19 protein-coding genes are annotated in these 22,978 nt (G+C 50.7%); 11 read left to right on the top strand and 8 right to left on the bottom strand.

Going from position 1 to position 22,978, the window contains the following annotated elements; translation table 11 throughout:
- Positions 1-2: 2 nt before the first annotated feature.
- Positions 3-731 (bottom strand): tetrathionate reductase subunit TtrB, encoded by a 729-nt coding sequence (gene ttrB, locus WB371_RS21165; RefSeq protein WP_336221964.1) that lies wholly within the window; start codon positions 729-731, stop codon positions 3-5.
- A 180-nt stretch (positions 732-911) separates the two neighbouring features.
- On the opposite strand from ttrB, the gene ttrS reads away from it, so the two are divergent.
- The 9 genes from ttrS (at position 912) to ydhT (ending at position 9,749) form a co-directional block, all read left to right on the top strand.
- Entirely contained in the window at positions 912-2,684 is a 1,773-nt protein-coding gene (gene ttrS / locus WB371_RS21160) for a tetrathionate respiration histidine kinase TtrS (RefSeq protein WP_336221963.1), read from the top strand.
- Positions 2,659-3,261, top strand: coding sequence for a tetrathionate respiration response regulator TtrR (gene ttrR, locus WB371_RS21155; protein ID WP_336221962.1), 603 nt, complete (start codon positions 2,659-2,661; stop codon positions 3,259-3,261). Before ttrS ends, ttrR begins: the two co-directional genes overlap by 26 nt.
- A 93-nt stretch (positions 3,262-3,354) precedes the next feature.
- On the top strand, positions 3,355-3,564 hold the full coding sequence (fumD, locus tag WB371_RS21150) for a fumarate hydratase FumD (RefSeq protein ID WP_336221961.1): 210 nt from the start codon (positions 3,355-3,357) through the stop codon (positions 3,562-3,564).
- A 461-nt stretch (positions 3,565-4,025) separates the two neighbouring features.
- Positions 4,026-4,652: a ferredoxin-like protein gene (locus tag WB371_RS21145; RefSeq protein ID WP_420704071.1), complete on the top strand. Its 627-nt coding sequence runs from the start codon at positions 4,026-4,028 to the stop codon at positions 4,650-4,652.
- Between the two features lie 20 nt (positions 4,653-4,672).
- The gene (locus tag WB371_RS21135) at positions 4,673-6,775 is read left to right on the top strand and encodes an aldehyde ferredoxin oxidoreductase (protein ID WP_336221960.1); all 2,103 of its coding nucleotides are present in this window, start codon (positions 4,673-4,675) and stop codon (positions 6,773-6,775) included.
- 9 nt (positions 6,776-6,784) lie between these two features.
- Positions 6,785-7,435 (top strand): YdhW family putative oxidoreductase system protein, encoded by a 651-nt coding sequence (locus WB371_RS21130; RefSeq protein WP_336221959.1) that lies wholly within the window; start codon positions 6,785-6,787, stop codon positions 7,433-7,435.
- Positions 7,436-7,485: 50 nt separating this feature from the next.
- Positions 7,486-8,154 (top strand): 4Fe-4S dicluster domain-containing protein, encoded by a 669-nt coding sequence (locus WB371_RS21125; RefSeq protein WP_336221958.1) that lies wholly within the window; start codon positions 7,486-7,488, stop codon positions 8,152-8,154.
- A complete protein-coding gene (gene phsC / locus WB371_RS21120; protein WP_336221957.1) occupies positions 8,151-8,936 on the top strand; it encodes a thiosulfate reductase cytochrome B subunit in 786 nt (261 codons plus the stop codon). Before WB371_RS21125 ends, phsC begins: the two co-directional genes overlap by 4 nt.
- 3 nt (positions 8,937-8,939) lie before the next feature.
- On the top strand, positions 8,940-9,749 hold the full coding sequence (gene ydhT, locus WB371_RS21115) for a protein YdhT (RefSeq protein ID WP_336221956.1): 810 nt from the start codon (positions 8,940-8,942) through the stop codon (positions 9,747-9,749).
- Between the two features lie 162 nt (positions 9,750-9,911).
- On the opposite strand, the gene WB371_RS21110 is transcribed toward ydhT, so the two are convergent.
- The 7 genes from WB371_RS21110 to WB371_RS21080 form a co-directional block, all read right to left on the bottom strand.
- Positions 9,912-10,052 (bottom strand): hypothetical protein, encoded by a 141-nt coding sequence (locus WB371_RS21110; protein WP_152404854.1) that lies wholly within the window; start codon positions 10,050-10,052, stop codon positions 9,912-9,914.
- An 83-nt stretch (positions 10,053-10,135) separates the two neighbouring features.
- Complete coding sequence (locus tag WB371_RS21105) at positions 10,136-11,746, bottom strand: FAD-NAD(P)-binding protein (protein ID WP_336221955.1); 1,611 nt, start codon at positions 11,744-11,746, stop codon at positions 10,136-10,138.
- A 233-nt stretch (positions 11,747-11,979) separates the two neighbouring features.
- Positions 11,980-13,380: a hypothetical protein gene (locus WB371_RS21100; protein ID WP_336221954.1), complete on the bottom strand. Its 1,401-nt coding sequence runs from the start codon at positions 13,378-13,380 to the stop codon at positions 11,980-11,982.
- A 503-nt stretch (positions 13,381-13,883) separates the two neighbouring features.
- Complete coding sequence (locus WB371_RS21095) at positions 13,884-14,843, bottom strand: fimbrial protein (protein ID WP_336221953.1); 960 nt, start codon at positions 14,841-14,843, stop codon at positions 13,884-13,886.
- A 39-nt stretch (positions 14,844-14,882) separates the two neighbouring features.
- A complete protein-coding gene (locus WB371_RS21090) occupies positions 14,883-15,362 on the bottom strand; it encodes a hypothetical protein (RefSeq protein WP_336221952.1) in 480 nt (159 codons plus the stop codon).
- Between the two features lie 45 nt (positions 15,363-15,407).
- Positions 15,408-16,106, bottom strand: coding sequence for a molecular chaperone (locus WB371_RS21085; protein WP_336221951.1), 699 nt, complete (start codon positions 16,104-16,106; stop codon positions 15,408-15,410).
- Positions 16,107-16,131: 25 nt separating this feature from the next.
- Positions 16,132-17,715, bottom strand: coding sequence for an Ig-like domain-containing protein (locus tag WB371_RS21080; protein WP_336221950.1), 1,584 nt, complete (start codon positions 17,713-17,715; stop codon positions 16,132-16,134).
- A 1,341-nt stretch (positions 17,716-19,056) separates the two neighbouring features.
- Between WB371_RS21080 and WB371_RS21075 the strand changes: the two genes are divergently transcribed.
- Both WB371_RS21075 and WB371_RS21070 read left to right on the top strand, forming a co-directional pair.
- Positions 19,057-19,836 carry a hypothetical protein gene (locus WB371_RS21075; protein WP_336221949.1) on the top strand — a complete coding sequence of 260 codons (780 nt, stop codon included), beginning with the start codon at positions 19,057-19,059 and terminating at the stop codon, positions 19,834-19,836.
- Between the two features lie 30 nt (positions 19,837-19,866).
- On the top strand, positions 19,867-22,978 hold a 3,112-nt coding region (locus tag WB371_RS21070), incomplete at its 3' end, for an ESPR-type extended signal peptide-containing protein (protein WP_336221948.1).

Below are 22,978 nucleotides of genomic sequence, written 5' to 3'. Positions count from 1 at the left end.
TCTCAGATCTCCTGCCAGAGTGCGGGTTGGGCGCGTCCTGTCAACGGCATGACAAACGCCTCGTCCAGTCCCAGATAGAAAACATGGGGCGCGGTATTATTTTCCGGTTTCAAAACTCTGATGGCGTCGCGATGGGCGTGGAGCAGTTGCGAAATACGGCTTTGTGGATCCTTAATATCGCCGATGATGCGTGCGCCGCCGACGCAGGATTCCACGCAGGCGGGCAATAGTCCGGCCTCCAGGCGGTGCACGCAGAAAGTACACTTGTCGGCGGTTTGCGTTTCATGGTTGATGAAACGTGCGTCATAAGGACAGGCCTGCACACAGTAGGCGCAGCCGACGCAGCGGCTGTTATCCACCACGACGATGCCATCTTCCCGCTGAAACGTCGCCTGCACCGGGCAGACAGGCACGCAGGGCGGGTTGTCGCAGTGGTTACACAGGCGCGGCAACAGAACGTTGGTCACCTCATCTGCAAGCCGGACCTGATACTGATTGACGTGAGTGCGAAATTCCCCCTGCGGCGTCTGGTTTTCAATCGCACAACTGACGGTGCAGGCCTGGCACCCGATACAGCGGCGTAAATCGATAAGCATCGCGTAACGATGCTGTGCGAGCCCTTCCCGGCGCTCAGGTGAAAAGGGAAATTTCGCCTGGGCCAGTGGAACCAGCGAAGCGCCTGCGGTCAGAACGCCCAGTTGCTGGAGAAACTGCCGTTTATTGCTGTCCATTTTTTCTCCCGTCTCACTGCAACAACGAAACATTTGTCACGCCGTTGGTTTGCGTGTGATGAATAAAGAATGTCGATGATTTACAGTGTAAAAATCGTGGCGGGGGCGGCTCTATTGTGGTTAACCACATACCCGGCGGGTTGTTGATCTAAAACAACATAATCAACAGGGATATAGAGAGTGAGAGGTAACGTGTTCAGGAGACTGGCGCTATTGGTGTCCGCTTTGATGTTCAATGCCGCAGCGCAGGCGGGATCCTGGAATATAGGTATTCTGGCGATGCGCGGAGAAGTGTCTACCCGAAGCCACTGGCAGCCGCTGGAAACAGAGCTTAATCAGCAACTTCCCGGCGAACAGTTTCATATTCTGCCGCTCGATCTGCATCAGATGCAGACTGCCGTCAACAATGGGACGGTGCAATTTGTGGTGACTAACCCGGCGCAGTTTGTGCAGTTAAACAGCCATGCCCCGCTGCGCTGGCTGGCTTCTCTGCGTTCTGAGCGCGGAACAAGTAACATCATTGGCAGTGCGATTCTCGCCCGGCGCGACAGCGGCATCGCTCGCGCCCAGGATTTAATCGGCAAAACCGTTGGGGCCATCGATCCACAGGCGTTTGGTGGCTATATGCTGGGGTACAAAGCGCTGAGCGATGCCGGATTGCGTCCTGAGCGCGATATCAACCTGCGTTTTACCGGTTTTCCCGCCGATGCGTTGATCTATCTTCTGCGGGAAAACGCGGTTCAGGCCGTGATCGTGCCGGTCTGTCTGCTGGAAAAAATGGATGAAGAGGGGCTGATTGATAAAACCGATTTTGTCGCGGTCATTCGTCATTCTACGGACATTGCCTGTTTAACCAGTACGCCGCTCTATCCGGACTGGTCATTTGCCGCCTTGCCTGCGGTGAGCGACGCGCTGGCAGACAGGATCACCCGCGTACTGCTTTCTGCGCCGGAGAATGCCGCGTTTCACTGGGGGGCGCCGGCTTCAACCAGCCAGGTCGAAGCGTTATTGCGTGACGTGCAGCAGCATCCGCAGCAGCGACGCCTGTGGCTGGAGGTCAAAAGCTGGCTTATCCAGCATCAGTGGCTGGTGGGCGGCATGGGGGTTGTCGTATTACTGCTGACGCTGAACTACATCTGGGTAATGTTGCTGGTACGTCGGCGTGGTAAGCAGATTGAGCGTAACGGTATCCGGCTGCGCCAGCAGGAACAGGCGCTGGAAACCGCGAGGCAGATGAGTGTGCTGGGGGAAATGACCTCGGGGTTTGCGCATGAGCTGAATCAACCGCTTTCTGCCATCCGACATTACGCGCAGGGCTGCCTGATTCGCTTACAGGCTCAGGAAAAGGATCACGCGCTATTGCCCGCGCTGGAACACATTGACAGTCAGGCGCAGCGCGGCGCGGATACCTTGCGAAATTTGCGTAGCTGGGTGAGCCAGGCGCAGGGGAGCCCCATTCCCACCGAGGACTGGGAGCACATCTGCATTCATGGGGCGGTTCAGCATGTCTGGCAGTTGCTGCGAATGGCGCAACATTATCCAGATGTAGCATTACATAGCGATATTGATCGCGCCCTGACGATACGTTTACCCCCGGTTTTGCTGGAGCAGGTGCTGGCTAATCTGATCCTTAATGCCGCCCAGGCCGGGGCGACAGCCGTGTGGCTGGAGGCGCAAGGTAGCGCCAGCGGCGTGCGCATCACCTTACAGGACAACGGCGGCGGGATTGACGATGCCTTGCTGCATCAGGCTTTTCAGCCCTTTATGACCAGCAGGAAAGAGGGGATGGGGCTGGGCCTGGTGATCTGCCAGCGGCTGGTGCGTTATGGTCAGGGTGAAATCCACCTTCTGAACCAGACGGCGCCAGACGGGCTGGCGGGGGCGTTGGTGGTACTCGATTTTACACAACAAGAGAGAAAAGGCGCAGATGGCGATAATTCACTTACTGGATGATGATGTGGCGGTCACCGAAGCCTGCGCATTTCTGCTGGAGAGCCTGGGATATTCGGTGATGTGCTGGGAAGAAGGGGAAACGTTCCTTGCACAAGCCGATTTACATCAAACCGGCGTGTTACTTCTGGATATGCGCATGCCGGTAATGGATGGTAAGAACGTTCACGAGGCGCTACGCCAGCGGGGAAGTACGCTGGGCGTGGTGTTTCTCACCGGACATGGCGACGTGCCGATGGCCGTTGAGCAGATGAAGCGTGGTGCCGTGGATTTCCTGCAAAAACCGGTCTCGGCTAAACCGTTGCAGGCTGCGCTGGAGCGTGCGCTGGCCGTTTCTGAGGCGGCGATCGCCAGACTGAAAATTGCCGGATGTTATCGGGCGCTGACGCCGAAAGAGCGAGACCTTGCGGAGCTTGTCGTGAAGGGGATGATGAATCGTGAGATCGCGCAAATGATGAATATCGCAGTGCGTACGGTCGAGGTTCACCGTTCACGGGTGATGGAAAAAATGCAGGCCGCAAATCTGGCGGAACTGGTGAACAAATGGCAGCAACTGAAAGAAACCTCTCGTATAGAATAATGCCATGCGTTATTTGTATGATTTTACTTGCTTTTTGTCATCTGGAGTAGAGTGATATATGCTGTTTGTCTGGATCTGTGAAGAGAGACAATAATGGGAAACCTGACAAAAGACGATGAACTATACCGCGAGATGTGCAGAGTCGTCGGCAAAGTGGTGCTGGAAATGCGCGATCTGGGACAAGAGCCGAAACATATTGTGATTGCCGGGGTGTTGCGAACTGCTCTGGCGAATCAGCGTATCGTGCGTAGCGACATGGAAAAGCAGGCAATGGAGACGGTGATCAAAGCCCTTGCCGGATAGGCGTCAACAGGGATGTCCTCATCCCTTCGTTGGTAATGTGAATCCACATTAAATGATTCTTCAGGATGTGAATAATCTCATAAAAAAATAGTCGTTATATTTTTAAATATATCTCGCGTAAGATTTAATGATATTTTGGGAACGGCTTCACATTTAATTTGCAAACATATGAAATAATATTTCATTACATCAAATGATAATAAATATCACTTCGTTTTTAATGTTTTTCTTCCCGAATTTAATTGATGGTGATCAAAGTTATATCCAGAAAATAAACCCATTATTTATTCCGCCTAACCCAAAAGGATTAGTTTATTTGAGTTTAATCGTGTCATTTATGCGATCCGGTTATGGCAAAACTTCAGCTGTGGGAGGCAACATCAGAGGCGCTTTTTCAGCATATTTAGCATCGGCCTGGGGCGTGTTGTCAGCACTGCATTTGCGAAGAGGATGCAAAATAAATGAACCAGGTTGATCGTCCATTATTAGATTTAGGTTTAACGCGGCTGGAATTCCTGCGGATATCAGGAAAAGGCCTTGCAGGACTAACCATTGCCCCCGCGTTACTCTCTCTTTTTGGCTGCAAACAAGACGATATTGATAGTGGCACAGTAGGACTAATTAATACCCCGAAAGGCGTGCTGGTGACGCAGCGCGCGCGTTGTACCGGCTGTCATCGCTGTGAAATTTCCTGTACCAATTACAATGACGGCGCAGTCGGAACCTTTTTCTCACGCATTAAAATTCACCGCAATTATTTTTTTGGTGACAGTGGCGTTGGCTCTGGCGGCGGTTTATACGGCGATCTGAACTATACGCCTGATACCTGTCGTCAGTGTAAAGATCCGCAATGCATGAAGGTCTGCCCTATTGGGGCGATTACGTGGAAAGAGAAGGATGGCTGTATTGCCGTCGATCACAAACGGTGTATTGGTTGCAGCGCCTGCACCACCGCATGTCCCTGGATGATGGCGACCGTAAATACCGAAACGAAAAAATCGTCAAAATGCGTTTTATGCGGCGAATGTGCCAATGCCTGTCCGACCGGGGCATTAAAAATCATTGAATGGAAAGATATTACTGTTTGAATCTTGCAAAGGAAAACATTATGGCTAACGGTTGGACAGGTAATATTTTACGGGTCAATCTTACAACAGGCGATATTACCCTTGAAGATTCCAGTAAATTTAAAAAATTCGTTGGCGGCATGGGATTCGGCTACAAAATTATGTATGACGAAGTGCCTGCCGGTACCAAACCTTTTGATGAAGGCAATAAATTAGTCTTTGCGACAGGCCCGCTTACCGGGTCCGGCGCGCCGTGCAGTTCCCGCGTTAATATCACCTCATTATCGACATTTACCAAAGGCAATTTAGTGGTCGATGCCCATATGGGCGGCTTTTTCGCCGCGCAAATGAAATTCGCTGGGTATGACGCCATTATTATTGAAGGTAAAGCCGCATCACCCGTCTGGCTCAATATTAAGGACGATAAGGTCACTATTGAAAAAGCGGATTTCTTGTGGGGAAAAGGCACCCGCGCGACCACAGAAGAAATTTGTCGGATGACCTCTCCGGAAACCTGCGTGGCGGCCATTGGTCAGGCCGGTGAAAACCTGGTGCCACTCTCTTGTATGCTCAACAGCCGTAACCACAGCGGTGGCGCAGGAACCGGTGCGGTAATGGGCTCTAAAAAGCTGAAAGCGATTGCCGTGGAAGGGACCAAAGGCGTCAATATCGCCGACCGCAAAGAGATGAAGCGGTTGAATGACTACATGATGACGGAACTGATTGGTGCGAACAATAACCATGTTGTGCCCAGTACACCGCAAGCCTGGGCGGAGTATTCGTCTCCTGCTTCTCGTTGGACAGCCCGCAAAGGCTTGTTCTGGGGAGCCGCAGAAGGAGGCCCAATTGAGACAGGCGAGATCCCGCCGGGTAATCAGAATACCGTCGGTTTTCGTACCTATAAATCGGTCTTCGACTTAGGCCCGGCGGCGGAAAAGTACACCGTTAAAATGAGTGGCTGCCACTCCTGTCCGATCCGCTGTATGACGCAGATGAATATCCCACGCGTAAAAGATTTTGGCGTACCGAGCACCGGGGGAAACACCTGCGTGGCGAACTTTGTGCATACCACGATTTTTCCCCACGGCCCGAAAGACTTTGAAGATAAAGATGATGGCCGCGTGATTGGCAACCTGATTGGCCTGAATCTGTTTGATGATTACGGCATCTGGTGCAACTACGGTCAGTTACACCGCGACTTTACCTATTGCTACAGCAAAGGCGTGTTTAAACGCGTCCTGCCGGCAGATGAATATGCCCAGATCCGTTGGGATCAACTGGAAGCGGGCGATCCCAATTTCATCAAGGATTTTTACTATCGCCTTGCGCACCGCGTGGGGGAACTCAGCCACCTGGCTGACGGATCTTATGCTATCGCCGAGCGCTGGAATCTGGGTGAAGAATACTGGGCCTACGACAAAAACAAACTGTGGTCGCCGTTTGGTTTTCCTGTACACCATGCCAATGAGGCGTCGGCGCAGGTGGGGGCAATCACTAACTGCATGTTCAACCGTGACTGTATGACCCACACCCATATTAATTTTATCGGCTCAGGTTTGCCGTTGAAGCTGCAGCGCGAGGTGGCGGCGGAGTTGTTTGGTTCAGAAGATGCCTACGATGAAACCAAAAATTACACGCCAATTAATGCCGCCAAGATCAAATACGCCAAATGGACGTTGCTGAAAGTGTGCCTGCATAACGCCGTCACGCTGTGTAACTGGGTCTGGCCGATGACCGTGTCGCCGCTGAAAAGTCGCAACTACCGCGGCGATCTGGATCTTGAAGCGAAGTTCTTCCAGGCCGTTACCGGTGATGAAACCACCCAGGCCAGCCTCGATTTAGCCGCAGAACGCATCTTTACTCTGCATCGTGCCTACACGGTAAAGCTGATGCAAACCAATGATATGCGTAATGAGCACGATCTGATTTGTTCGTGGGTGTTTGATAAGGATCCGAAGATTCCCGCCTTCACTGAGGGGACCGATAAGATGGATCGTGACGATATGCGTGAATCTCTGACGCTCTTTTATAAAGAGATGGGCTGGCACCCTGAACTGGGCTGCCCAACGCGGGAGACGTTGAATCGACTTGGTCTGGAAGACGTTGCCGACGATCTTGCCGCACGAAACCTGTTGCCGGCCTAAGGAATCGACATGAGCCATCCAGAGGATGTGAGTCAAGCTGTTGCGCCAGATATCGATCTGGAAAAGCGGCAATGGCTACAGGGAAAACGTCTGCAAGCAGAGGGCTCAGATGAGCATCTGATACCAGACAGTCCGGCTGAAATTATGGCGGATTTTATCCGCCAGCATTCGGCGAAAGGCCAGCTTGTCGCACGGGATCTGTTTCTTCAACCGCCGTACTCGGTAGACGAAGTGGAACTGTCTGCGTTACTGGACACGCTCATTGAGGGGGTTGCCGGGGAGGATATTGTCCGGGCACAAGGCGCTCAGGATGACTATTACTACTCAACCCAGACGATGACCGCCAACTATGCCGACATGTGTGTGCAGGTGGTGGAAAAAGATATCTGTCGGGCCATCGCACAAGCCGTGCGCTTTGATTGCCAGACGTATCCGCGTCCTTACAAGGTGGCGATGCTGGAACAATCACCTTATGGTTTTGAGCCGCAGCAAATCGACGCCGCGCTGACCGCGATGGAAACGCATCCCGACTATGCCGATATCCGCCCGGTGGCAGCCTCTAACGACGTGCCGTACCTGTTTAGCGAACGCTACATGAGTTACGGCAAAGCGTACGGTTTATGCGAATGGCTGGAAGTTGAGCAATTTCAGAATCCCTGAATTCATGGAAAGCGTGGGCGAGCGTGACCACCGCATTAGAGGATAACAAGATGTCCTTCACTCGACGAAAATTTGTGCTTGGCATGGGAACGGTCATTTTCTTCAGCGGCCCCGGTCAGACACTGCAGGCGAATACAAAGCAATCCGGAGCCGGTCGATACGTCATGATCCACGACGAATCCCGCTGTAATGGCTGTAATATCTGTAGCCGCGCCTGTCGCAAAACGAACCATGTCCCGGTTCAGGGGAGCCGTTTATCGATTGCACACATTCCCGTCTCTGATAATGAAAACGAAACCCTGTATCACTACTTTCGGCAATCCTGCCAGCATTGTGATGATGCCCCCTGCATCGAGGTCTGTCCAACGGGCGCATCATGGCGTGATGAAAACGGCATCGTTCGCGTCGACGGTTCGCGCTGCATTGGCTGCAGCTACTGTATTGGCGCATGTCCTTATCAGGTGCGCTACCTTAATCCGCAAACCAATGTGGCAGACAAATGCGATTTTTGCGCCCAGTCCCGTCTGGCGAAGGGATTCCCGCCGATTTGTGTCACCTCTTGTCCGGAACATGCTCTGCTGTTTGGACGGGAAGACAGTCCGGAAATCCAGCGCTGGTTGCATGAGAATAACTATTACCAGTATCAACTTCCAGGCGCGGGTAAACCCCATCTGTATCGTCGGTCCGGTCAACATTTGATTAAAAAGGATACTGTATGAACGCGTCGCAGAATGCTGAACAGTTCCAGACTCAACTGGCAAACTATGTGCCGGTGTTTTCACCAGAGTATTGGCCTGTGTGGCTGGTGATTGCCGGATTGCTGCTGGTGGCGATGTGGCTGGTGTTAGGGCTGCATGCCTGGCTACGCTTTCGCGCGGCCAATAAAGCGGCTGCCGGACATGGCGAGAAGGTCTATCTGTACTCGAAAGCTATTCGGTTGTGGCACTGGTCGAATGCGCTGATGTTCGTGCTCCTGCTTGGCAGCGGGCTGATCAATCACTTCTCGTTAGTCAGCGCGCCGGTTATCAAAAGTTTGCTGACGGTACATGAAATCTGCGGGTTCCTGTTGCTGGCGTGCTGGATCTGTTTTGTGTTGATCAACGCGCTGGGCGGAAATGGTCATCATTACATTATTCGTCCTCAGGGCTGGATGGCGCGGGCACAGAAGCAGACCCGTTTTTATCTGTTTGGCATTATGCAGGGGGAGGCGCATCCGTTTCCGGCAACGCCGCGCTCGAAATTTAACCCGCTGCAACAGGCGGCCTACATTGGTGTGATGTATGGGTTACTCCCGCTGTTGTTGCTGACTGGATTACTGTCTCTCTATCCACAAGCCGTGGGCGAGTGGTTTCCTGGCGTGCGCTACTGGCTGTTGCAGGCGCATTTTGCTCTTGCAATCGTCAGCCTGTTTTTTATTTTCGGTCACCTGTATTTGTGCACCACGGGACGAACGCCGGGCGAGACGTTCCGCTGCATGATTGATGGCTATCACCGGCATTAACCGATGCTGATCGTGCGAGAGGACTTACGGAGCTGGCGCGTTGGTGCGGTGATGTATCGCTGGTTTCTGCGTCGTTTTCCTCATGGAGGGAACTACGTTGATGTGCATCGCGCGCTGAGCCACGAAGGGTATCTGGACTGGGCAAATAGTCTGGTGGAATATGCCTGGTCGCGCTGGCTGGATGAAGAAAATTTGGCCCGCCAGGATATCTCGGCGATGTCGCGACTGGCAAAAACTGATGAAACGGTGAACGGTCAGCAGGTGGTGAGTGCGGAGGACAACGCGAACCTGGGATGCGCTGGCAATAACATGAAGATTGCCAGTACGGGCTATGCGTCGCAAATTGCCAGCGCGGGTTACTGTGTGCGTATTGGCAGCGTCGGCTATAACAGCCATATCAGCAGTTCTGGCGATCGCGCGAGGCTTGCTGTCTCTGGAAACTCAACGCGCATCAGCAGCGCCGGTGACGGAACGCGGATTGCCAGTAGCGGTATGCGTGTGCGGGTGAGCACGCTGGGGGAACGAAGTCATGTCGCCAGTAACGGTGATTTATGCCAGATAGTCAGTTTTGGCGCTGATGCCAGAATCGCCAACAGTGGTGACAATGTGCACATCGTTTGCAATGGCGAAAACGCCATGGTAGCCAGCACAGGTGCGGTGGATTCTTTGGTGCTGGGACCTGGCGGCTGCGCGGCGCTGGCATATCACGACGGCGAGCGGATGCGTTTTGCCATTGCAGTCGAAGGAGAGAACGGCATTCGCGCCGGTGCGAAATATCGACTCAACGACGCTCACCAGTTTGTAGAATGCTGACCAATTAACGACGCGGGAACCTCCATTGCATGACGTCTTGCGGGCTGCGGCATAACGGATGTTTGGCGATCCTCGTCATGTCGTCTTCTTTGAACGGTGAATGTGCGTTGAAGGGGATTGATGGATAAGCCAGCAGCGTGTCTGCTGCTGGCCAGGATATCATCAGATTTTGCAGGCGTCGCCGCAGTCATCGTCGGCAATAACCGATTCTGCTTTTTTGTCCGCGTCTTCCAGACGTTCAGCGTTACGCTCTTGCGCTTCTTCCAGCCCGTTAAACACCAGGTTATCGAGATCAATTTCCATCATTCACCCTTATCAACTCATTTTTGACATCCAGCAAGTATAGAGCAAACACGATGTGAGATGCATTCTCTACCTGTGCTTTGCTATTGATCCAACGGGCGTAAACGCCTGCGCACCCGGGTGGCGGGTTCTGAAACCGCTTTGGCCATCGCGGCCCCCATTTCCTGACAGGCGACCAGCCCTTGTATAAATGGGCGATCGTGCATCAAATAAGGCAATGCGCCAAAGGCAATTCGTCCGCGAATGATATCGGGTGCCTGAAGGGTATAGTCTTCGCCCACATCCGGAATATCATCACCGCATGACAGCAATTGTCTGCGTAATCGTGCGAATGGCAGGTCTTTGGTTTTCAGCGGTTTTTGGCCGCGGGCGTCAATGAAAATATCATATCTGTGGCACTCATTCTGGATGAGAATCTCAGTACAATCCGCTTTTCTGACTTTCTCATAGTCCTCCCCCAATGTGAGGATGCGCAGAATACCGGCTGCGTGCAACGCCAGCATGCGGCGAATCGACTCAGACGGGATCGCAGCATAGTTATCGATAAACACGCGCGCGAGGCCTGCGCTGAATCTTTTACCATCTTGTTCACTCAGGTGCGGAACGATATCCTGAACCACTTCATGTAAACGCAGCAGGGTATAGCGCCAGGCGACCGTTCGTTTGTCGCGTTTGTTTGCCTCGACCTCCTCCAGATTTGCCGCTGCCCATGCAAATGGATCAACGCGCTTTCTGTGGGCAAACAACGCCGAAGGAAAACTGTCTGCATCCAGCGAGGTGAGCGCGATTTGTTTCGCCCATTCAGGGTCTGCGAGCGTGAGTTCTTGTTGTATCAACGTAAAAACGCGATCGAGCAGTCCGTCAGAACCGGTATCAATTTCGCGTTGAAGGATTTTTTCGGTGACAACCTCCAGCGGCTCGTAGGGAATAGGACAGTAAAAGTCAGCTTCTGGCAAAATACCGGTACGGGACATTAGCGTAATTTCCAGCGCTTCACTGCCGTTGTCCGGCACGTAGGTTACCGAATGACTTTCTGCTTCGTGAAACGTTCCATGCTGTACTGCGACAGCCATTGCGGCATCCAGACCGCTCAGAGAGGTTCCTAAAATACCCACCTTAGCGGCAGGCACCTGTGCATCCATCAAGCCGGACCAGGGACTGGGATAAAATGCACGCGTGGATTCGTCATCTTCCGGCCATACATGTCCCGTGGCGATGACGGCTAAATCGACATGCAGCGGATCTGCGTGTTTTTCGGTCCAGATCTGAATATCGCTGGCAGTGGCCTCAATATCCGTGACTGAACAGGATTCATAAAGCCTGACGTTAAAACCGCGTTTTTCTGCCTGCGCGATCGCATGCAGAAACTGAGCGCGGAAATACTCACCCAGTAAAATGCGCGGCAGAAACTGACGATGGTGGAGGCTCTCTTTCTGGACCCCATAGCGCCCAAGGTCGTCCTTGTCCTGCGCCTGCAACCACTCAAGCCAGGTATCAAAAAGCGGTGGGATCTCAATACTGGCGATATTCGCCAGCATCATTCTGTCATTTTCAGCGTGGCGATAAGGCATACCGACTCCGGCTTCCTTTTCTTTCTCAAAGACGGTGATTTCCAGGGGCTGCCCGGTGTTGAGGAGAGAAAAAAAGGTATAAATTCCTGTAGGTCCTGCGCCAATAATTGCGATTTTTTTCATTGCTCCGTCCACTCCATTGTCGTTTCGCTTATCTGCGTGTTTTGACTGGTGCATTAAGTGTAGACGGGCGGGGAGGGAGACGAAGACTCAGCACTGTCTTATCTAAAGCGAATTACAGGAATGCCAGTTGCGGGAGCTTAATGTTGTCAAAGGTAAAACGCCTGACGGAATCTGCCAGGCGTTGAGTTCAGGTTAAAAATAGTCGTCTGTTGCGGATGATATTATCTTAACCATCAGTACTGGTAAGTTACCAGTCCCTGCAAAGCAACCGGAATACTGGCATTATCGTTTTGCCTGAGCGGGTTACCCCACGCAACCATAGTGCCATCCGCTTTCAGCGCCAGGTAACCCTCGGTAGTTGGATAAATTGCCTGCACATTGGTTAATAATTCATTCACTGGCGTGGTATCACCAGAGATATCAGTTCCCCATGCCACTACTGATCCGTCCGATTTCAGGGCTGCAAAGCTGTTATAACCGTTTGATGTCAGAGCAACAACGTTATTCAATCCCTCAGGAACGGAATCTTCGATACCAGGACCATACCAGCTATAAGCCAGCCCGTTAATGTCATATGCAGTGCATCCTTCGTATACGTAAGTTACTTCATGAGACATACCATAAACAACATGGACGATCCCGGTCAGGGATTTCAGACTGTCGGGCAACGCAAAGTCCTGCCCCCAGCAAACCAGGGAACCATCCGCGCGTAATGCAGTAAAACACTCATAACCAGGTATAACCCGGACGATATCGGTTAAGGCTGCGATGTCGTCAGGTAAGGTACCCCCTGTCAGCGGATTACCCCATGCAGCAAGCTGGCCGGTTTTACGTAACGCCACAGCCGCAGAGTTACTGATATAAATATCCTGGACATCAGTCAGGTCTGTAATACGAGGAGGAAGTATGAAAACATCATTTTCACCCCATTCGAGAATTTGTCCTGTCTCTGTTAACGCGACCTGAGCATATCCGTTGGTTAACACTTTCTTAATATCAGTTCGGTTGGCAACATCATCCGGAACCGAGTTGTACCCTGCGCTTCCCTTTCCCCATTGCGAGACTACAGGAGGCTGCGAACCCAACAATAATCCCATCTGGGCAACCATCTGTACATCCTTTACATCCGTTCTGGTGTCATCCCCGATTTTGAGTTCCCCGCCATCTTCAGGTTCCCCCCATGCAAAAATAGAATGATCAAAACGCAGCGCTGTTGCTGCGTATTTACCCGGCTGGACATAGATAATATTATGATTTTCCTCAGCAGGGATGGATGAAATGGAAAAATTTGGCCCCCAGCCATCAATAGTTTGATCATTCTTAACAACCAATACTGCGTCATGAAAATCACCAGCCTCTGTATACTCCCGGATCCGTGAAACATTCACCGGTCGCAATCTGATGGAGGCATATCCATTGGCTGAAACATTCAGTACCTTTTGTGAAGTGATATCAATAAAACCAGAACCAGTCACGATGTCTGTTTCACCGTCATACATCCACTCGGCCTCAACTGGCTCCAGAGTCATGCTGTCTAATGCGACAAGCCTGTTCAGGTCGTTGCAGTTATTGTGATAGTCTTTTGACGTTCTGTGTCCCATGATTTTTAATGAAGTTAGCTCTGTTTGTTTCATTTTTACCGCCCTCTGTGTGATTGATATCGTGAAACAGCATTACACGGCAGAGCAGGGCGGTTTGCGCAAAAATTGAATAACAGGTGAGCATTAAAAAGCAAACCTCATAAACAGAGCGTATTCCCGGAGATTTTTCTTCAGATTAAATTGTTGCGGTGTCGCAGATCTCAATTCGCCTGCACGAACATCCCTCAGGAGCAATATCAATATGGACTGGTGCGTCCGAGTGGATGTGCCAGTCAGTATTACGATGTTGAATATGCTGATTATCAGGCACAAGTCTCGTCAATAGACAAATTATTTTTAAAACAACAGGCGCGTCAGTACGCCTGTTGGTGGTCGATACAGGGTATTAATTAGTTACTTTGCAGAGGGGTTAACTCGATATAAAAATATCCTGTAATATTTTCACCGGTGGAAAGGTGGTTACTGACGTATAATCAATAAACGGTATCAATGTTGTTCATTTTCGTGGCCTTATATAGGTGTAATTATTTAGTTTGTTACTCATAGTTAAATGTTACTGAGAGTGATGCATTACCATCTCCGGCAGAGACCTGCGATGCTGTTTGAATATAATGCGCTTTCCAGCCAGGTGAGTAAATTCCAGCATTAGTCGATGTGGTAACAGTAAATTGTGTGTTTAACGGAACCGGGTTATTGTATGCATCGACAATCTGAACACCCAATCCTTTAGCTGGCGTTGTTCCTGACGCTAATTTAATGGTGCCTGGTTGCGATGTGTCGGCATCAGCTGAGATGATAGCAAGAACTTTTACACCTGCATTGTCACAAGAAAAATTTAAATTAATAGGTGTACTGGTAGTTTGCGTACCAATACCGGTAAAATATTGTACGTTCCATGCTCCCAGAGAAGTGTCTGCGGTGGAAGTTGTAAGCGTACAGGCATCCTGAATAACAGTGACTGACCCCAAACCCATGTAGATAGGTGTTTCCTGTTGCCATGCGCCGTTTTCAGAGATTATATATGCTGCGACTATACCACTGTAAAAACTGCCACCTGCGATGGGACCAGTCTTAACGAATTCAAATGCACTTCTCCAGTAATAATTGGCCGGCGTGGAGTCAAAATAGTCAGTAATGGAATACTGTCCAGGAGGAATCCATTCTGTGGTTTGCACAAGCAAAGAGGCCAGAGAAAAACCAATACCTGATACCCCTGAGTCAAAATACGCGCGTCCACCGCCTGTATAACTGAGTGCTGCAGCATAGCTTTTAACGCCTCCATTATATGTTGCTGTATCAGGACAGGCATACCCTGCATAGTCCATTGGATAATAAAGGTAGCTTGTACCGACTGGGTCGGATGAGTGAACCGTGATATTTCCCGGATTTACCGTCCAGGACGTATCGTACGGAGTGCAGGTGGCATAGGCATTCATTGTGCATAGGCTACAGGCGGAGAGAATAAAATAAAGTATAAAGTGAAGTAGGTTTTTCATTTTGTCACCTTTTGATTTGATGTAATTAAAAGATACTCATTACTGATAATTTATTGTGAGCTGACCTGTGGTATGGGTTTTTCCGCTGGTCTGGTGGCCCTTGTTAAGGGATTCCTGATAAATCTCAGCGAGATTTATTTTGTTTTTACCAGGTGACAATGTTGCAACATTGATTGCTTTTCGGGGGTGATGGTTCTCCTGTACTGGTATATCTGTTGAAACATAATCATTACGCCCAAGAGGAATGCTGCTAATATTGATGGATTGAGTGGAATCCTCTGACATTATGGAAGCGACATTTTTACCCGTGTCGGTACAGACCATTTCAAAATAAGTTGGTGCGGGTTCTTTTGTAAGCGTTAATTGCATGTTTTGTGGTGTGTTGCTGAATGTGCATGCTGGCGCCTGAATAATACCATTAAATGTTACAGTGGCGGTATCTGCCCGAACCTGTCCAATTGTTAATAACATCATTGGCAAGAGCAAAAAAGAGATGGAATGCGACTTTAAAATATACATTTTAGATCTCCGATATTAATTGTGTTCAAGATGGTAATGCTATTGTTATTCCAGTATTGATGTCATGACCTCGGTATGGCCACCATAGTCATTGATTAACTGCCAGTTGATATTTTTTGCTGACCTATTTTCAGGTAAAGAGTATGTTGCCTTTCCAGTCGGTGGAATCATGACGTTCTCTGTCTTGATATTGCTACCGCCAATGTCTAATGAATAGAATGTCAGCCAGTAAGGCGTAGGGTTCATCACGTTAAGTTTTTTGCCGTCTTTCTTGAAAGTTACTTTTCGGTAGTCAAGTACTGTTGGTGAGCTTATCCCTTTCGGTCGAAAAATTAACTTGATACGTTGGTCGACTGCTATTGTTAAGCGATTTTCTTTGCTCTGTACATACTCAGGGATTGATTTAATATTCAACCAATACACAGACTCTTTATTTTCCGGGAGAGCGCCTCCGGTACGAGAAATATGGATTATGCTAAGACCATTAGCCGTCAATCGAGATAACGCAGGCGTTATTGCAAAAGGCGGTTTGGACACTTCCTTTTCCGTCCCGGTTGGACCATTACCATCGACCCAGGCCTGAATAACCCATGGTGATTTATCCTGGTTCTGCACGGTGAGCGTACTTTCTTCCCGAGACCCATCATACACCACACGTGTTCCTCCAACGATAACCCCCGCCTGGGTTGTTGCACATGACATAAAGACAATTATACCGGTGACTACCATTGCTATTTTTTTCATGTTGAATACTCCATTGGTGATTGAGTTAGTTATCCAGGTTGTGATACTTCGTCTGATAAGAGATAAACGTCATGTTTTCCGTTGACGGCAGATAATAAGGGCTGTCCGGCGACAAGGTTGCGGTCACGGTTTCAGGGAAAGCGTCGTAAATATCAATGGCGACGGCTCCGTCTCTGGCGTTGAGGCTGAAGGTTCCCGTTTTTGCACCGTTGGCGAAATGTGCATTACCACTGAGCGACAGGCTGACGCTGGTGACATCAAGCGTCTGGTAATCCCACCAGTACAGTGTGCCCGGTGTGCGGTTATCCGCAGGGGTCATGGAATTGACATAAATCGCCCCTTTATCTGAAGCACCGGAAAAAGCCATGACTGCGCTGGTCTGTGCGCCTGAACTCGTGGCATTTACCGTGACGCTCTCAGCCAGACTGTCATAAACCTCCGCCAGAGCATAACCGTCGGCATCGAGCGTCAGGTTGGTTGACGAGGTGCTATTGGAAGTGAAGCGAGCGTTGCCGGTAACCGTCAGGGTTACATCCGCGCCGGGGGTACCGTACAGCGCCACTTTATTGGTTGGCTGAACGGCCGCCAGCATACCGCTGTTGAGCGGGGCGCCTGTGGAGCAATACATATTGACGGAAGCAGGCTCTGTTACCGTCACGGGGACGGATCGGTTATCGCTGCTTGCCAGCGTTGCGGTCACGGTAGCAATCCCTGGTGCGCCATAATCCGTGAGCGTGGTATTTGCGGTTCCGTTCGCGGCAGTGACGGAAGACTGCGGGGAAACGGTGCCGAGCGTGGTGGTCCAGTTTACGGTAACGCCAGCTGCAGGCTGATTGTTGTTATCCACGACGGTGGCCGTGATGACCGACGCGCTGATACCGTCGTCAACAATCACGTCCGGGTTTGCTGCGAGGGATGAAATTGTCCAGGAATCCGGGATCCCGCCGTCAAGCGTGACAATCCAACTGCCATCTCCCTGCATCTTCGGATCGCTGAAGGTCCAGCCTGACGGAAAGCCGGTCGTGCTGACGAGCGTGATGGTTCCGCCGAAATATTCCAGAACGACGGTACCGCTGCCGCTCCAGCTCACGGTGCCGTCTGAGCCGTTGTAGCTGCCGTACTGGCAATTCGCCACCACCGCGCTTCCTTCGGTTAGCGCTACAAAACCCAGCGCGCCAGGGCGGCCCGGCAGACTCAGGGTACTGATGTTGGTCGAGCTGCCGCCGACTAATGAGGTGGCGGCAACGGCGTTAGGGGCTGCCTGCAAAGCGTCAATATCCAGCCAGACCAGTCCCGCAACAGATGGGTCCAGACCCAGGTAGTTCAGTGGAAACTGGGTGGAGGAGGGATACATCTGTGTCAGATCGGCGATACTGACGCTGATGACATCTTCGACATGCCCCAGATAGTTGGTCGTGGGGTTACCCGGATATACGCTGCTGAACATAAATGAGTGCATGCCGGAAGTGGCGACAGACTGATAAGTCCAGCTCGCGGAACCGGTTGCGATGACGTCTGTATCACCATGAAGAACCGATGATTGCGAACCAGCATAGTTTTTACCGGTGTAATAAATCAGGCTGCCGCCCGAGGCATTCTGAATAGACATGATTAACTCCTTATTTAATTGTGGGTATAAGCATGTTGACCACAGCTCTTGCCAGCAAAGTTGATTTCTGAGTGCAAAATCTTCCTTTCAGATAAATATAAAATGATAAGGAGGAGGGGATTGTGCGTAATTAAATTCTGATTGAGCCAAATTCAGGTAATGTCTGTTGGGTAAGATGGAATATGCATTAAAGCCCTTGCTCCGAAGAGCAAAGGCTTATTTAACAGGACCCTGCAACGCAATTTATATTGCCAGTTTGTCGACTGAAGTATCTTGTTTCGAACCCATGAACTTTCAGGTTGCTCTGAAGAGATAAAAGGGGTTGACCACGAACTGCTTACATACGTGCCGGAAAAGATGCTGCCGGGAATTCGGGAGAGGGAGCGTTGTGCAGCGCGCTACGTCAATAAGTACTGCGGCAATACCGGAGGCGTCCGCAACGGCAGGAACAGTGACGGAATGCCAGGCCTCAACGGAACCGGTACGCCATGCAGGGGTCATGAGGTCCGGTGAGCGGTCGCCTGTCTGTACCTTTTGATTTCAACGAATACTGCGGGGGCCAACTATCCTCGCAGGCTGTGTTATCTCTGTAGGCGACTTTCAGCATTTTCTCCTCGCTATTTCCCCCGTTTACTCTTTATTTAACTTTCGGTGTCCTCTCAATATAACTCACTGTTTTGATTCTCCATTAATGACCTTAATGGTCTTATTTTGCCGGTTTTTTTTACGGATTTTTTTCACGGTGATGAACGTTTTTTGATTTAAGAATAACCTTATAGAAAACAAGAAAATTGTTTCTTATTCATCTAGTTAAAACGGTAAAACTTTGCAAAATTGTCAATATTTATCAGCAAGTTGCGTAGGTGCTTATGGATTTTTTCTGGTGGTCGTGGAGAATAACCATAGAAAGTAAAAGCTGATAGCTCGATATTGAGCAGCGGTAGCAAGAAGCCTCTGCGGATGATCGCCAAATATAACAAGATAGAAAAGTAAGGCAGATGAAAGAATGAGAACAATAATCAATTAGCATATCCGTTCCTCTAAAAATTCAATGACCACTTTTCAGTTTTTTCGATGGTGTATCGGGAAGTGAAAAGGTTTAATAGACATACATTCAGGGCTGTTTACTGTCAGTGCTATTTATAACACTTACAGAATTAAGTCCGACAAAATGGTCTGTTATTTGCTATTGAAGTGAGATAAGGAGGAATATTTATTAGTTAAATGTCAAAGCCAATTAACTAAATGGTTTTGTTTATGATACTTTCACCAATTTTTTAACATTACATATCGCTCATTAGATTAATGTGCGAGAATGGTTAACGCAATTTGGTTCTGCTTATGCATCATTTGTTTAAATCCGGCGGGATATTTAAATACGCACTTATCTTAGCTTTATTCTCTTCGCTTTTAATGGTATGGGACATTGCCAATGCCGATAATATAGCGTCAATGGATAAAGAGAAAGGGACCAGCACGACTTCTAAGGATAATCATGAACTGTCAGCGCAGGAGTTGCAAAATATATTCCAGCAGGCAGTGAATGATGACCTGCAGGGGCGTTTTGTACAGGCACGAAAGTGCTACGACAGACTGGAAAACACCGGGCTGTCAACGGTCAGCGCTGTGCCTTCTGCCATCAATTATGTTGAGCTTAATCAACTCGATAAAGCAAAAAAAGCTTTTAACAAAATCTCGTTAAGTGCAAACCAACGAGATGCTGATTACGCTCGCCTCTGGCAGTTATGGTTTATTGCCCACGACGAACGAAATAATGGGAAAGTTCAATCCCGGAAATTAATTGAAAAAGTTTCCGGCTATCAATGGCAGTTGCCGTATGAGCAAAAAATTGCTGACGTCTATGCGGGAAAGGGACGTATCGAAGACATTTATCAGGTTATTAATGTCATGGACGCTGCAGCGTCTTCGTCAAAGCTTGATGCAATAACTGAGGCTACTTATTTTTCTGGCGCTTACTTACGTTATATCAAGCGTGACGGTTCTTCAATGCTGAAGTTATTTGATAAATATAAGGATGGAATGAATAAAACCTCATTTGAACGTTCATTGATCGAGCGCGAATACGCAGAGATGAAAAGAACTAACGGCAAATTGAAATAAGCCATTTCTTCTGAAATGGCAGGAGTTTTTATGAATAAAATATATCGATTAGTCTGGAACGAACGCCTTAAGGCGTTGGTTGCTGTCGGCGAAAATTCCACAGCACACGGGAAAAGGAACTCCCTTCACGGCCATATTATTCCGGTCGTTTCGGGTGTAGTGGCCGCAATGCTGTGTATCTCAGAACCCGTCAGGGCCTATGTTGTTTCTCCGGGAGCGCTGACAAATGGCGGCACGACGGCATCTGATGCTGGTGCCGCGACTAACACCGCCATCGGCAGTAATGCGAAAGCCACGGGAGGGAACAGCACCGCTATCGGCGACAACTCGCTATCCAGTGGCGCAAATGCAACCGCTCTGGGCGATACCGCAACCGCATCCGGTGCGAACTCAATTGCTGCAGGGACTGGCGCTACAGCTTCAGGCCTGGCGGCCTCTGCATATGGCAGCGGCAGCAACGCGTCCGGTGCGGCGTCGTTAGCGCTAGGACAAAATGCTTCAGCGTCCGGTGTGAACTCGATTGCGCAGGGCTTGGGTTCAGTCAGTACATCGGGAAGTGGTATCGCCATTGGTCAATCTTCACAGGCGTTGCTCGATCCTGCTGATTCAACCACGACGGGCGCGGTTGCAATTGGCTGGAACGCGCAGGCGAATGCACAGGACGCGATGGCACTGGGATCTTCCGCCCAGGCGACCAAAAAACAGGCATTTGCGATGGGCGTCAGTGCCAACGCTTCAGGAAATGCTGCTACTGCCATTGGTGCGTTAACCTCGGCCTCTGGTTCAGGTTCGGTGGCGATGGGGAATGGCGCGGTTGCCACCTCAAACACGGGCATCGCTATTGGTCAGCTCTCGCAGGCGCTCTCTGACCCCGCAAACCCATTATCAACAGGTTCTGTCGCTCTCGGCTGGAAGGCGCTGTCAAACGCCATGGATGCGACGGCAATTGGTTCTGCCTCATCAGCGACGAAACTTCAGGCACTGGCCATTGGTACCAGCGCGAAATCCAGCGGTACAGCGTCTACAGCCCTGGGTTCGCTGGCCAACGCGTCTGGCTCGGGTTCTATCGCGGCCGGTGTGAATACCGTGGCGTCAGCCAGCGATGCGATTGCGATGGGCGATGCGGCGAGCGCTACGGCGTATCGTGGTATCGCTATTGGCGGGGCGTCGGCGAATAACGCAGCGCGCTCCGTGGCAATGGGTTCTGGCGCGACGATTGATAGCGCAAGTACTGATTCAGTCATTCTTGGCACCGGAAGCAGTGCGACAAATGCCCTGAATGCAATAGGCATCGGCAACCAGACTCAGGTCGGTAATACGGGGGCTATTGCTGTCGGTCATACGGCAAACGCATCAGATATTTACACTATTGCATTAGGTGAAATGGCGAAATCAAACGCCATGCACGGTATTGGCCTTGGTTACAACGCCACTGTCAGTACGGGGGCATCATATGGCGTGGCTATCGGCTCCAATAGTGTCGCAGGACAAAGCAACACCCTCGCAATGGGCCAGGCCGCGAATGCTGTAGGCCTTAACTCTACTGCAATCGGAGCGCAAACTGTCGCGTCAGGTGAGGCGTCTCTGGCGCAAAGCTACAATGCAAAAGCCTCAGGTAAGAATGGTATTTCGCTTGGCGCGAACAGCCAATCTTTGGCAGATAACGCTATTGCTCTTGGTAGTTCATCCAGTGTTGCGTCGACGGGGATAGGGTCAGTAGCCTTAGGTACCGGCGCATCGGTTACCGGCAATTACAGCATTGCACAAGGCGCTAACGCTAACACCGCCGGTTACAGCGGCATCGCGCTGGGCAATAGCGCGAAAGCGACGCCGGATTACTCCATGGCTTTAGGCTATAAAGCGATCACCAGCGGAGCAGGCACCAGCAATATGGCGATTGGCCGTGAATCCTCCGCGTCAGGCTCTGCCGGCGTCGCGCTGGGCTACCTGGCCAACAGTTCTGGTTATTCCAGCCTGGCATTAGGGCAATCTTCTTTGGCGCAGGGTTCAAACAGCATTGCCATGGGCACCGGTTCGAAGGCAACAGGAACCAGCTCATTAAGCATTGGCACGGGGAACATCGTCAGCGGCAATAATTCCGGGGCGATCGGCGATCCGACTACCATTACCGGTTCAGGCAGTTATTCGCTGGGCAATAACAATACCATCAATGCTAATAATGCATTTGTGCTGGGTAATAATGTGACCATTGGCACCGGGCTTGACGGCGCGGTTGTCCTGGGCGACAGCTCAACGGTCGCGGCGTCTAACCCGACGGCCAGCACGACTTTTGGTAATACCACTTATAACTTCGCGGGCGGTACGCCAGCGGTCGGTGGGGTAGTAAGCGTCGGCGCAGTGGGGGCTGAGCGTCAAATCACTAACGTAGCGGCAGGGCGTCTGTCCAGTTCCAGCACCGATGCAGTGAATGGCTCTCAGTTGTTTGCGGTCGCTCAGGATCTCAACACCTCCAAAACGCATTATTACAGCGTTAATGATGGCGGTACTCAGAGGTTTAACTACAACAACGATGGCGCAATGGCAGCCGGTTCAATGGCTGCTGGTGTCAATGCCAGCGCTCAGGGATTTAACTCTGTAGTGATAGGCAATAGTGGTATCAGCAATTCTGGTTCAGATAATGCTGTCGCCATTGGCAACCGCGCTATTACGGGCGGCATGAACTCAGTGGCATTAGGTAACAATGCCTTGACGTTCGCAACAGCGACTAACTCCGTGGCATTAGGGAACGTCGCCAGAACTAAGGCCGCCAGCTCTGTTGCGCTGGGGGATGGCGCAGTAGCGAATGATGCCAATAGCGTTGCGTTAGGTTCAGCATCTACTACTTCTGCTGCGGTGGGAACAGCGGGTACAAACATTGCGGGCGTTAATTACACGTTTGCTGGTGTTAATCCTCAGAGTACCGTTTCTGTGGGCAGTGCTGGCAATGAACGTACCATTACTAACGTAGCGGCAGGACGCCTGTCCAGTTCCAGCACCGATGCGGTGAACGGTTCGCAGTTGTTTGCTACCAACAGCGCGGTTAATAACCTGAATGACAGCGTCACCAGCCTGGATGCCGGTTCGGTGAAATATGACACCAACATCGACGGAACGGTGAACTACAACAGCATCACGCTGGGTG

Source organism: Citrobacter amalonaticus, assembly GCF_037053465.1.
Lineage (GTDB): Bacteria > Pseudomonadota > Gammaproteobacteria > Enterobacterales > Enterobacteriaceae > Citrobacter_A > Citrobacter_A amalonaticus_H.
The sequence above is the reverse complement of the archived record's forward strand: the minus strand, read 5'-3'. Positions and strand labels throughout refer to the sequence as shown.

What these genes read in the sequence shown, in the direction of transcription:
- ttrB (WP_336221964.1), bottom strand. Translation starts at nt 731, where the DNA reads ATGGACAGCAATAAACGGCAGTTTCTCCAGCAACTGGGCGTTCTGACC.
- ttrR (WP_336221962.1), top strand. Translation starts at nt 2,659, where the DNA reads ATGGCGATAATTCACTTACTGGATGATGATGTGGCGGTCACCGAAGCC.
- fumD (WP_336221961.1), top strand. Translation starts at nt 3,355, where the DNA reads ATGGGAAACCTGACAAAAGACGATGAACTATACCGCGAGATGTGCAGA.
- WB371_RS21145 (WP_420704071.1), top strand. Translation starts at nt 4,026, where the DNA reads ATGAACCAGGTTGATCGTCCATTATTAGATTTAGGTTTAACGCGGCTG.
- WB371_RS21135 (WP_336221960.1), top strand. Translation starts at nt 4,673, where the DNA reads ATGGCTAACGGTTGGACAGGTAATATTTTACGGGTCAATCTTACAACA.
- WB371_RS21130 (WP_336221959.1), top strand. Translation starts at nt 6,785, where the DNA reads ATGAGCCATCCAGAGGATGTGAGTCAAGCTGTTGCGCCAGATATCGAT.
- WB371_RS21125 (WP_336221958.1), top strand. Translation starts at nt 7,486, where the DNA reads ATGTCCTTCACTCGACGAAAATTTGTGCTTGGCATGGGAACGGTCATT.
- phsC (WP_336221957.1), top strand. Translation starts at nt 8,151, where the DNA reads ATGAACGCGTCGCAGAATGCTGAACAGTTCCAGACTCAACTGGCAAAC.
- ydhT (WP_336221956.1), top strand. Translation starts at nt 8,940, where the DNA reads ATGCTGATCGTGCGAGAGGACTTACGGAGCTGGCGCGTTGGTGCGGTG.
- WB371_RS21110 (WP_152404854.1), bottom strand. Translation starts at nt 10,052, where the DNA reads ATGGAAATTGATCTCGATAACCTGGTGTTTAACGGGCTGGAAGAAGCG.
- WB371_RS21105 (WP_336221955.1), bottom strand. Translation starts at nt 11,746, where the DNA reads ATGAAAAAAATCGCAATTATTGGCGCAGGACCTACAGGAATTTATACC.
- WB371_RS21100 (WP_336221954.1), bottom strand. Translation starts at nt 13,380, where the DNA reads ATGAAACAAACAGAGCTAACTTCATTAAAAATCATGGGACACAGAACG.
- WB371_RS21095 (WP_336221953.1), bottom strand. Translation starts at nt 14,843, where the DNA reads ATGAAAAACCTACTTCACTTTATACTTTATTTTATTCTCTCCGCCTGT.
- WB371_RS21090 (WP_336221952.1), bottom strand. Translation starts at nt 15,362, where the DNA reads ATGTATATTTTAAAGTCGCATTCCATCTCTTTTTTGCTCTTGCCAATG.
- WB371_RS21085 (WP_336221951.1), bottom strand. Translation starts at nt 16,106, where the DNA reads ATGAAAAAAATAGCAATGGTAGTCACCGGTATAATTGTCTTTATGTCA.
- WB371_RS21080 (WP_336221950.1), bottom strand. Translation starts at nt 17,715, where the DNA reads ATGTCTATTCAGAATGCCTCGGGCGGCAGCCTGATTTATTACACCGGT.
- WB371_RS21075 (WP_336221949.1), top strand. Translation starts at nt 19,057, where the DNA reads ATGCATCATTTGTTTAAATCCGGCGGGATATTTAAATACGCACTTATC.